Source organism: Pyxidicoccus sp. M6 (assembly GCF_055568925.1).
The window spans coordinates 12,472,828-12,485,204 of record NZ_CM145714.1 but is presented as its reverse complement, the minus strand read 5'-3'; the positions used below and the strand labels follow the sequence as shown (position 1 = coordinate 12,485,204).

The 12,377-nt window shown below is 69.9% G+C and carries 5 protein-coding genes; all 5 read left to right on the top strand.

Going from position 1 to position 12,377, the window contains the following annotated elements:
• Positions 1–210: 210 nt before the first annotated feature.
• The 5 genes from ACVTJA_RS49250 (at position 211) to ACVTJA_RS49230 (ending at position 12,264) form a co-directional block, all read left to right on the top strand.
• Complete coding sequence (locus ACVTJA_RS49250; protein WP_465831445.1) at positions 211–504, top strand: hypothetical protein; 294 nt, start codon at positions 211–213, stop codon at positions 502–504.
• Between the two features lie 670 nt (positions 505–1,174).
• Positions 1,175–1,561, top strand: coding sequence for a helix-turn-helix domain-containing protein (locus ACVTJA_RS49245; protein WP_465831443.1), 387 nt, complete (start codon positions 1,175–1,177; stop codon positions 1,559–1,561).
• A 264-nt stretch (positions 1,562–1,825) separates the two neighbouring features.
• Positions 1,826–2,215, top strand: coding sequence for a response regulator transcription factor (locus ACVTJA_RS49240; protein WP_465831441.1), 390 nt, complete (start codon positions 1,826–1,828; stop codon positions 2,213–2,215).
• Between the two features lie 271 nt (positions 2,216–2,486).
• Entirely contained in the window at positions 2,487–2,867 is a 381-nt protein-coding gene (locus ACVTJA_RS49235; RefSeq protein ID WP_465831440.1) for a response regulator, read from the top strand.
• 79 nt (positions 2,868–2,946) lie between these two features.
• The gene (locus tag ACVTJA_RS49230) at positions 2,947–12,264 is read left to right on the top strand and encodes an Ig-like domain-containing protein (RefSeq protein WP_465831437.1); all 9,318 of its coding nucleotides are present in this window, start codon (positions 2,947–2,949) and stop codon (positions 12,262–12,264) included.
• Positions 12,265–12,377 lie beyond the last annotated feature (113 nt).

The following is a 12,377-nucleotide window of genomic DNA, read 5'->3' as shown; positions in this document are numbered from 1 at the left end:
GTCGATCAAGTCCCTCAAGGCACGATTGGTGGAGCACCGCCAGAAGCTGGCGGGCTACAAGGCCAACCCTGATGCTTTCGATAATCAGGACATGCTGAAGAACGCACCATCACCGGCAGTCCGACAGAGGATCATCAATGGCCGGATCAAGCACCTGGAAGACGAGCTCCGGGCCTTCGAGAAGGCCATCAGGGACTTGGGAGGAGAACCGTGAAGATTCAGCTTTCCGACCTGCGACGAGCGACAGACGCCCTGTTCGACCATCTGGAGCGAACTGGCCGCACGGAGATCGAAGTCACGGAGGATTTCTACTGGAGCATCCCGGAGAAGCATCTGTATTCGGTGTACGCGCCCCCACCCGAGTCCGAGCTGACGATGGGGCAGTTGTCCGATGACTGGAACGAGGTGACGAAGATCGCATCCGGCCAGAGCCCTCCGATGGCCTATGCCCTGGTCTGGCTCTCGTCTCTCCTGCGCGTCGTCGGCTCGAAGCTCGTCTCCTGAAAAAATCGCACGCAGGGCACCATGCCCGGCGAGCGCTTGCGATTGATGGGGCAATGGCCAGGCATAGGGCCCTGCGCCGGGTGTCCCTTTGCCACGAAGTGCGCACCTCCCGCCGGGTACCCACTCAGTACCCACGGCGGGTGGACGCCACCGGACTCCACCACGGACCACGGCCTGCTCTGCCCGCGGTAGCCGCGCGCCCCGCGAAGCCTCGTTCGGCGTAGCCCTTTGGATGAGGGAGTCCCCGCCGCTCCGTGGCGGCTTCACCAGGGGCTCCTGCTCCATCCACGGCAGCCGGGCGCCTCGCGAAGCCCCGTCCGAAGCGGCCCTTCCGGACGGAGCAGGCCTCGCCAGTCCGAGGCCGTTTCACGGGATGTAGTGTCAGGTGGGATGCACGCGGCGTCTCAGGAAGAGGAGGACGCGGCGGGTGGGGCTGTGGCGAGCGTCCTTGGAGTGCCGCCGGGGGGATACACTACCCGCCATATCGGTATATCGCCTGCTGACTTGCTGGGTTATAAGTCGGGAAGCCCCGTGACTGGGGGCGGCTGATTCCTGCTCAGGCCGGGGCCTCGGCCCGACTCAGAAGGTTGACGTGGTGAAGACCCACCCTGAAGGTTCCGCTACCCCCCGCAGGCGGCCCCGGCGCCGCAGCGTGACCGACCGCGCGAGGATGTCGCGTCAGCAACTGGAGCGGCGCCTGGCGGCGAGTGTTGGCGAGGCGGCGCGGACCGCGCGGATGAGCGCGGGGCTGACGCAGGCGGACGTCGCGGAGCGCATCGGCATCGCGGCGGAGGTGTACGGGCGGATGGAGCGCGGGAAGATGATGCCCAGCGTGCCCACCCTGTTCCGGCTGTGCCTGGCCCTGCGGCTGTCCGCGGATGTGGGCATGGGGCTCGTCACGGCGGCGTCGGTGGGCGCGGCCCTGTGGGAGGACGACTCCCGGGACAAGGACCACCTGCCGGAGATGCGCCGGCTCCTGCGCACCCTGCGACGCATGTCGCGCGGCCAGCTCAAGCTGATGAACCAGGTAGCCTCCGCCATCCTACCCCAGCGGTGAGCCGGGTCTCGGCGGCGGGCGGACCGCCTCCCTGGCCGCCCCCAGCACCGTCACGCCTCGCGACGACTCCACCCCCGAGGCGTCGTCGGGCACGCCTGTGAGGGATTTACACGGGGCACCGCGCTGTCCGGCTTCTGGATTTCAGATCTGAAATCCAGACAGCAAGAGGGCCCGGCACGCGAGCAGGGAGCCGCGATGTGAGGCGTTGCGGCTCTGGCACCGGAGCGCGCGCACCGGGCATGTGACTTGCTCACGCGGCGGCGCATGCGGAAGCGGATGTTGATTGTCGATGACGAACCGACCCTGCGCTGGGCGCTCAGCCGGTACTTCACCCTCCAAGGATATGACGTCGTCTCCGCGGAGAACCTGCGGGAGGCGCTGGAGGCCGTCGCGACCGCGCCCGTTCACGTCGTCCTGACGGACCTGCTCTTCGCCCGCGGGCAGCGGGAGGACGGGTTGGAGTTGGTGGCCCGGCTCCGCGAGCTCATGCCCCACGCGCGCTACATCCTGCTGACGGGCTACTCCAACGAGCAGACGCGGCAGCGAGCGCGCGACGCGCAGGTGGACCTGTTCCTCGTCAAGCCCCAGCCCCTGACTTCGCTCGCCCGCTACATCGACGGGCTCGCCACGTTCGCCCGTCCCGAGCTGGCGTGAGTGCGCGCTCCCGGAAAGACGCGCGGCTCCGCTCCTCTCATGGGGAGGCGGGAATTTCGCGCAACCCGCAGGCGGTCCGGCACGGCGGCCTCACCGCGCGTGCGCTCCATGAGGTACCCGAGGTCATCCGCTTGGGTCGCATATCAATCCGGATTCCAGAATCCAGATCTGAAACCCAGACATCCATCGTCGGTGTCTCGCGCGGCGCGCGCGTAAACCCACGTGTTTCATCACGCCACCGCGTGGCATCACCATTGCTCGGTGCGGCGCCATGGCCCGGCGTCTGCTCATCGTCGATGACGAACCCACCCTGAGATGGTCCCTGGGGCGTTACTTCTCGATGAGCGGCTTTAGCGTGTCTTCCGCCGCGACGCTCCAGGAAGCGCTGGATGCGTCGCGCGACATGCGGTTCGACGTCGTGCTGACGGACCTCATGCTCAGCGGTACGCGGAGCGTGGACGGGTTCATCCTCGCGGCGCGGCTGCGCGAGTCCTCTCCGCGCACCCGTATCGTGATGCTGACGGGCCACTGCACCGCGGAGGTGCAGCGCGACGCGCGCATGGCGCACGTGGACCTGCTCCTCGTCAAACCCCAACCCCTTCCCACGCTCGCGAGCCATGTGATGGCGCTCGCGGGCCTGGCGGACCCGTAGGCCGGAGACGCCCGTCATGGCTCGTACTCCTCGCTTCGACTCCCCGGCACTCCCCCAGCGCTTCCCCGGACCCTCCACCATGTCAGACTCCCCGCCCGTCCTTCCCCGGAAGCCGTTGGCGCTGCTTCCCTTGCTCGTCCTCTTCTGTGCGGCCACGGCCAGCGCGGCGCCGGTGAAGCGCTTCCAGTCGGACCAGCGCGGCGACATCCTGCTGATTGGCAACACGCTGGCGCACGACTGCGCCGCGGGCGTGCCGGCGCCGCTGATTGGCACGGTGGGCACCTGCGGCACCAACACGTCGGACGATGCCACGGACGTGTACTGGAGCATCACCAACGACGTGGCCACCGCGAACACCTCGGTGACGGCCGCCTCCGCGCGGAGCCGCGCCACGCTGGTGCTGCCGGCGGGCGCGACGGTGACGTACGCGCGGCTGTACTGGGCCGCGGAGCTCAACGCGGCGGGCACGGCGGGCACGGCGGACACCACGGCCACCTTCAGCCGGCCGGGAGGCTTCTCCGCCTCGCTGACGGCGGATGTCTCCTACGGCCGCACCCTCACGTCGGAGTTCATCTACGAGGCCTCGGCGGACGTCACCAGCCTGGTCACCGCCAACGGGGCGGGCGTCTACGAGGTGAGCGGCGTGGATGGCGCGGCCCTCGCGGACCAGAACGTGCTCGGCACGTTCAGCAGCTGGTCGCTGGTGGTCTTCTACCGCCTCGCCAGCGAGCCGCTGCGCAACCTGACGCTGTTCGACGGCCTGGACAGCGTGAGCAGCGGCAACCCCATCACCGTGACGCTGTCCGGCTTCACGGTGCCCACGTCCGGCTATGACGCGAAGCTGGGCCTCATCGCCTACGAGGGCGACAACACCCGCACGGGCGACCAGTTCCAGGTCAACGGCACCTCCATCTCGGACGCCGTCAACAGCTCCACCAACTTCTTCAACGGCAGCCGCTCGGTGCTGGGCGTGGCGTCCAGCGGGAGCGCGACGGATCTGCCCCGCCTGTCGGGCGCCGCGAACAGCATGTCCGGCCTGGACCTGGACGTGGTGGACATCACCTCGCGGGTGTCGGGCGGCAACACGTCCATGTCGCTGACGGCCACGTCCACCGGTGACACGTACCACCTGGGCGCCTTCGTCACCTCCATCGCCACGGTGCGGCCGGACTTCACCAACACGTACAAGACGGCGACGCCTGTCTCTCCGCGCGCGGACGGCTCCATCCGGGGCGGCGACGTGCTCGAGTACACCATCGTCACCACCAACACCGGCGACGACACCAGCGTCAGCACCGTGCTCTCGGACCCGCTGCCGTCGCAGCTCACGTACGTGCCGGGCACGCTCCAGGTTGTCTCCGGGCCGAACGTGGGGGCGCTCACGGACCTGTCGGGTGACGACGTGGGCGAGTACAACGCCGGCGTCCTCACGGTGCGGCTGGGGACGGGCGCCAATGCCACGACGGGCGGCAGCCTCACGGTGGGGCAGAGCACGAGCATCCGCTTCCGCGTCGTCGTGAAGAACGGCACGTCGGGCACCATCTCCAACCAGGCGACCATCACCGCGTCGGGCCAGAAGGGCGCACAGGCGGCGTCGTCGACGAGCAACCCGAACGGTTCCACCTCCGGCCCCACCAACATCGTCGCGAGCCTGCCTCCGGCGCCGGTCATCAACACGCCCGTGGGCGGCAGCACGGTGGCGACGCAGACGCCGGTGTTCTCCGGCACGGCGGAGGCGGGGACCACGGTGCGCGTGGTGGTGAATGGGGTGGTGGTCTGCTCGGCGACCGTCAACGCGGCGGGGAACTGGTCCTGCACGAGCTCGACGCTGCCCGCGGGCCCCATCACCGCGACGGTGACGTCCACGGACGCGGGCGGCAATGTGAGCCCCGCGTCGCAGGTGAGCTTCACGGTGGACGTGACGTCACCGGACACCACGATTGTCAGCGGCCCGGCGGCGGCGACGACCGCCACGTCGGCGACGTTCGACTTCAACTCCAATGAGAGCAACGTGACGTACCAGTGCTCGCTGGACAGCGGAGCCTGGACGGCGTGCACCGACCCGGTGACGTTCCCCGGGCTGGCTCAGGGCAACCACACGCTGGCGGTGCGCGCGGTGGATGCCGGAGGAAACGTGGATGCGACGCCCGCGACGTACACGTGGAAGGTGGACACCACCGCGCCGGATACGAGCATCGTGTCGGCGCCTGCTTCGTTGACGAACAGCACCACGGCGACGTTCAGCTTCAACTCCAACGAGTCGCCGGTGACGTACCAGTGCTCGCTGGACAGCGGGGCCTGGGCGGCGTGCACCAACCCGCAGTCCTTCACGGTGGCGCAGGGCAATCACACGCTGGCGGTGCGCGCGGTGGATGCGGCGGGAAACATGGATGCGACGCCCGCGACGTATGCCTGGACGGTGGACACCACAGCGCCGGACACGACGATTGTCAGTGGTCCCGCCTCGGTGACGAAGTCCACCAGCGCGACGTTCGACTTCAACTCGAACGAGTCGCCGGTGACGTACCAGTGCTCGCTGGACAATGGGGCCTTCGCGGCCTGCACGGACCCGGTGACCTTCCCGGGTCTGGGTGACGGCAACCACACGCTGGCGGTGCGCGCGGTGGATGCGGCCGGCAACGCGGACCCGACTCCCGCCACCTACGCGTGGCGCGTGGACGCGACGCCTCCCGCCGCTCCGGTCATCGTCGCGCCGGCCAACGGCGCCACGCTGAACAGTGGAACGGTGACCTTCACCGGCACGGCCGAGCCGAACACGTCGCTGATGCTGACGGTGGACGGGACGACGTACGGGCCCATCACGGTGAATGCCTCGGGGAACTGGAGCTACACGCCGGCCGTGCCGCTGCCGGAGGGTCCGCACACCGTCTCGGCGGTGGTGACGGATGCCGCCGGCAACAGCAGCGCTCCGGCGACCTCCAGCTTCACGGTGGACACGCTCGCTCCGGACACGTCATTCGCCAGCACTCCGGCGACGGTGTCGAGCTCGGCGGTGGCCACCTTCGACTTCAGCTCCAACGAGAGCCCGGTGACGTACCAGTGCTCGCTGGATGGCGCGGCCTTCGCGGCCTGCGCGGACCCGGAGACCTTCCCGGGGCTGACGGATGGCAGCCACACGCTGGCCGTTCGCGCGGTGGATGCGGCGGGCAACGTGGATGCCTCGCCCGCGACGTACACGTGGACGGTGGACACGACGGCGCCGAGCACGACGATTGTCTCCGGCCCTGCGCTGGTGACGAGCGCCACCTCCGCGACCTTCGACTTCAGCAGCGACACGACGGACGCGACGTACCAGTGCTCCGTGGATGGCGCGGCCTTCGTTTCGTGCTCGGACCCGGAGACCTTCACGGGGCTCTCGGAGGGCGGCCACACGCTGGCGGTTCGCGCGGTGGATGCGGCCGGCAACGTGGACCCGACGCCCGCGACGTACTCGTGGACGGTGGACCGCACGGCGCCCACGCGCCCGGTGGTGACGGCTCCGGCGGATGGCTCGGTGGTGCCGACGCAGCAGCCGACGTTCACCGGCACGGCGGAGCCGGGCACGGTGGTGACGGTGGTGGTGGACGGCCAGGTGCTGGGCACCGCGCCGGTGAAGGCCTCGGGTGAGTGGAGCTTCCCCAGCCCGGTGGCGTTGGAGCAGGGCCCGCACACGGTGGTTGCCACGTCCGCGGACGCGGCGGGCAACGTGAGCGAGCCGAGCAACACGAATCGCTTCACCGTGGACACGGTGCGTCCGAACGCGCCGGTCATCGAGCGCCCGGCCGATGGTGCGACGGTGGCCACGCGCCGCCCGACGTACCAGGGCACCGCCGAGCCCAACGCCCAGGTGACGGTGACGGTGGATGGCCGCGTGGTGGGCACCGTCACCGCGGATGGTAACGGCCGCTGGAGCATCGTGGAGACGACGGACCTGACGGACGGCTCGCACACGGTGGACGCCACGGCGACGGATGCCGCGGGCAACATCAGCGAGGCGACGTCGCATGACTTCCTCGTCGACACCACGGCGCCGGACACGCTCATCGTCTCCGGCCCGGCCTCGCGCACCAACGCGACGTCCGCCACCTTCGACTTCGACCAGGTGAACGGCGGCGTGCGCTACGAGTGCAGCCTGGACGGCGCGATCTTCACAGCGTGCAACGACCCGAGCACCTTCACGGGCCTCACCGAGGGCAGCCACACGCTGGCCGTGCGCGCCGTCAATTCGACTGGCACGGCGGACCCGCAGCCGGCGACGTACGCGTGGATGGTGGACCTGACGGCGCCGACGCTGCCCACCATCGACTCGCCGGCCGACGGCGACACGGTGGGCACCGCGACGCCCACGATTACCGGCACCGGTGAGCCGGGCAGCAGCATCTTCCTGGAGCTGGGCGGCGCTACCTATGGCCCCATCTCCGTCAACGGTGCTGGTACGTGGACCTTCACGGTGCCCGTGCCGCTGACCGAAGGACCTGTCACCGTGAGCGCCACCAGCGTGGACGCGGCGGGCAACACGGCCGGCCCGGTGACGAGCACCTTCATCGTCGACCTGACGGGCCCGGACACGTTCATCGACTCCGGTCCGGCCGCGCTCACCAACGCGACGTCGGTCACCTTCGACTTCCGCCAGACGGGCGGCGGCGTCTCCTACGAGTGCAGCCTCGACGGCGCGTCCTACGCGCCGTGCACGGACCCGAGCACCTTCACGGGCCTCGCTGACGGCGAGCACGTGCTGATGGTGCGCGCGGTGGACGCGGTGGGCAACGTGGACCCGACGCCCGCCGAGCACCGGTGGACGGTGGACACCGCCGCGCCGGACACGCTCATCGACTCGGGCCCCGCGCTGGTAACGAACGCCACGACGGCCACCTTCGACTTCGAGGCCTCCAAGCCGGACTCCACCTTCGAGTGCAGCGTGGACGGCGCGGCCTTCGTGCCGTGCTCGGACCCGGGCACCTTCGCGGGCTTCGCGGAGGGTGACCACACGCTGACGGTGCGCGCGGTGGATGCGGCCGGCAACGTGGACCCGACGCCGGCCACCTATACGTGGACGGTGGACCTGACGGCTCCGGCTGTGCCCGTCATCATCACGCCGGCCGACGGCGCGGTGCTGGACTCGGGCGTGGTGACAATCTCTGGTACGGCGGACGGCGCCACCTCGGTGACGCTGACGCTCAACGGCGTGACGTATGGCCCCATCCCGGTGGATGAGTCGGGCAACTGGACCTTCACGCCTCCGGCGACGCTGGCGGACGGCCCGTACACCGTCTCCGTGGTGGCGGTGGATTCCGTGGGCAACGCGAGCGCTCCGGCGACCTCCACCTTCGCGGTGGACACGTCCGCTCCGGACACGGCCATCGACAGTGGCCCCGCGGCGCTGACGCGCGAGGCGGTGGTTGTGTTTGTCTTCTCCTCCAACGAGAGCCCGGTGACGTACGAGTGCTCGCTCGACGGTGGGCCCTTCACGGCGTGCCCGGCGCAGGCGAGCTTCGGCCCGCTGGCCGACGGCGAGCACACCCTCGCGGTGCGCGCGGTGGACGCGGCGGGCAACGTGGATGCCACGCCGGCCACGCACACGTGGGAAGTGGACACGGTGGCTCCGGCCGTCTCCCTGGTTGCGCCTGCCAACGGTGACGTGTTCTCCGTGCCGCAGGTGACGTACTCGGGCACGGCGGAGCCGGGCGCCACGGTGACGGTGGTGGTGGACGGCGTCACGGTGGGTACGGTGACGGCGGATGTCTCGGGCAACTGGACGCTGCCGGGTGGCGCGCTGGCCGACGGGACGCACTCCGTCACCGTCACGGCCACGGACGAGGCGGGCAACACCAGCCAGCCCGTGACGCACGCGTTCACGGTGGACGCGCTGCCGCCGGAGACGACGTTCACCTCCACGCCTCCCGCGCTGACGAACAACACGAGCGCCACGTTCGAGTTCACCTCGGACGAGTCGCCCGTCACCTTCGAGTGCAGCCCGGATGGCGCGGCCTTCACGCCGTGCACCACGCCGCTGTCCATGAGCGATTTGTCCGAGGGCGAGCACACCTTCGCGGTGCGTGCCTGGGACGCGGATGACAACGTGGACCCGACGCCGGCCATGTACACGTGGACGGTGGACCTCACCGCGCCGGATACGAGCATCGTCAGCGGCCCGGTGCTGGTGGACGCGCCGACCACGGCCGTCTTCGACTTCGACCAGACGGGGGGGGGCGTGGCCTACGAGTGCAGCCTGGACGGCGCGGCCTTCGTGCCGTGCGCCGACCCGAGCACCTTCACGGGCCTGGCCTCGGGCAATCACACGCTGGCGGTGCGCGCGGTGGATGGGGCGGGCAATGTCGACCCGACGCCGGCCACCTACGCCTGGGCCGTGGCCGCCGACACCGACGGCGATGGCCTGACGGACACCGAGGAGATTTCGCTCGGCACCGACCCGAGCTCCGCGGACACGGACGGCGATGGCCTGACGGATGGCATCGAGGTCAAGGTCGGCGAGACGGACCCGCTGGACGATGACTCCGATGACGACGGCCTCATGGACGGCACGGAGGACGCCGACCACGACGGCATCGTCGATGCCAACGAGACGGACCCGAACAACGCGGACACGGATGGTGACGCGCTGGCGGACGGCCTGGAGCTGGGACTGACGCAGCCGGAGGGCGAGGACACCGACCTGGCGCACTTCACGCCGGACGCGGACCCGAGCACCAAGACGGACCCGCTCGATGTCGACACCGACAGCGGCAGCGTGCGCGACGGCGTGGAGGACGCGAACCACAACGGCCGCGTGGACGCGGACGAGACCGACCCGCTGGTGGCCGCGGACGACAAGGACGCGGACGGTGACGGTGTGGATGACGACACCGAAATCGAGCTCGGCCTCGATCCGCGCGACGCGGACACGGACGACGACGGCGTGCCGGACGGCGTGGATGGCCTGACCGACACGGACGGCGACGGCCTCATCGACGCCAGGGACCCGGACAGCGACAACGACGGCCTGCTCGACGGAACGGAGCGCGGCGTGACGCTGGAGAACGCGCCGGCCGGGACGAATACGTCCTCTCCCAACTTCCGCCCGGATGACGACCCGAGCACCACCACCGACTCGAAGAAGGCGGACACGGATGGTGACGGGCTCGACGACGGCGCGGAGGACGCGGACCACAACGGCCGCGTGGGCGCGACGGAGACCGACCCGAACAAGGCGGACACCGACGGTGACAGCCTGAGCGACGGTGTCGAGGTGAAGGGCGCCAACCCCACCAACCCGCTCAACGTGGACTCGGATGACGACGGGCTGCAGGACGGTGTGGAGGACGCCAACCACAACGGCGGCTTCGACAACGGCGAGACGGACCCGAACAACCGCGACACGGACCTGGGTGGTGCCAGCGACGGTGCGGAGGTCAACAGCGGGAGCAACCCGCTGGACGGCAATGACGACTTCGCCATCACGGGCCGTGGCTGCAGCACGGGCGGGGCGGGCACCTTCGCTCCGCTGGCGCTGCTGCTCCTCGCGCTGCCGCTGCTGGGCCGCCTGCGCCGCGCGGGCCGGCAGTCCGCGCGGGCGGAGCAGTCCTCGCCGATGCTGCCGGGCCGTCTGGCTCACGCGGGTGGGCTTTCTTCGCGGGCCCTGATTGCAGGCGCGGCCGGTGGCGTGGCCCTCACGGGCGCGCTGGTGGCCTCGCCCGCTCAGGCGCAGGTGACGACGCCCACGGTGTCGCAGGCCATCGACGTGCAGCAGTACAAGCCGGGGCCGGGCGCCGGGGACATCCTCGGCGTGCACAGCGCCCGTGTGCAGAGCCACCTCAACTGGAACGTGGGCCTGTCGCTCAACTACGCGGACAAGCCGCTCAACTACCTCGACCCACGGGAGGACCGCTTCATCACCGCGCTGGTGCGCAGACAGGTCGGGCTGGACCTGATGGGCGCGGTGGGTCTGTTCGACCGCTTCGAGCTGGGCGTGCTGCTGCCGGTGACGCTGCAGGACTCGGAGTCGGCGCCGCAGGTGGACTCCAGCCTCGCCAACGGCGTGGCCTCGGGCGGCATCGGTGACCTGCGCCTGGTGCCCAAGGCGCGGCTCGTGGACGGTGACTCCTTCGGCCTCGCGCTGGTGGTGCCGGTGATTCTGCCCACGGGTGGCGCTTCGGACTTCCTCGGGGGCTCGGGCGTCGGCGTGCAGCCTCGCCTCGTGGCCGAGTATGGCCAGCGGTTGCGACTCGCAGCCAACCTCGGCGTGGACCTCCGCAAGCAGCAGCAGCTTCGCAACCTGATGACGGGCAACGCGCTGGCCTTCGGTGTCGGCGCGGAGCTGCCCTTCACCCTGCGCGACGTGCCGCTGTCCGCCGAGGCCACGCTGGTGGGCGCTGTTGGCTTCAAGCAGCAGGACACGGAGGAGCGCCCGCTGGAAGTGCTGGCGGCGCTGAAGTACCGCTCATTGAGCGGCCTCTCCGCGCACGTGGGCGCCGGCCCCGGCCTCACGCGCGGCTACGGCACGCCGGGCTTCCGCGTGCTCGCGGGCCTGAGCTACAGCCCGCCGCCCTCGCGCGAGCCGAAGCCCTTCGTTCCCCCCGCGCCGGTGGACACCGACGGCGACGGCTTCATCGACACCGAGGACCGGTGCCCCGTGGAGGCCGAGGACAAGGACGGCTTCGAGGACACGGACGGCTGCCCCGACCTCGACAATGACCAGGACGGCATCGCCGACAGCGCCGACCCGTGCGTCAACGAGCCGGAGACGAAGAACGGCTACAAGGACACGGACGGTTGCCCGGACAAGCAGCCCGCGCTCGAGCTCCCGCCGCCGCCGGTGGACTCGGACCACGACGGTCTCCTCGACGCCAATGACGCGTGCCCTCACGCCGCCGAGGACAAGGATGGCTTCGAGGATGCGGATGGCTGCCCCGAGCCGGACAACGACAACGACGGCATCACCGACGCGGCCGACAAGTGCCCGAACGAGGCCGAGGTCATCAACGGCGTGCAGGACGAGGATGGCTGCCCGGACAAGGGCAAGGCGAAGGTGCAGCTCGACGGTGAGCGCATCCTCATCCTGGAGAAGGTCTACTTCGCCACGTCGAAGGACATCATCCTCGCGCGCTCCTTCCCGCTGCTGAAGCAGGTGGCCACGGTGCTGCGCGCCAACCCTCAGGTGGAGCGCCTCCGTATCGAGGGCCACACCGACAGCCAGGGCAACGACGCGAAGAACCTCGACCTGTCCCAGCGCCGCGCCAACAACGTGCGCAAGTTCCTGGTGAAGCAGGGCATCGCGGCGGAGCGGCTGGACGCGGTGGGCTACGGTGAAACGAAGCCGGTGGACACCAACCAGACGGCGAAGGGCCGCGAGAACAACCGCCGCGTGGAGTTCATCGTCACCCAGACGTCCTCGCGCTAGCACTTCTCCGCGTTTTTCATTGTCAGACATGGGGCCGGAGCAACCCGCGTGAGTCATTCCGCGAGGGGGCTCCGGCCTGTGTTTATCTGGGTGTGTATCCCCTGGAGACCTAC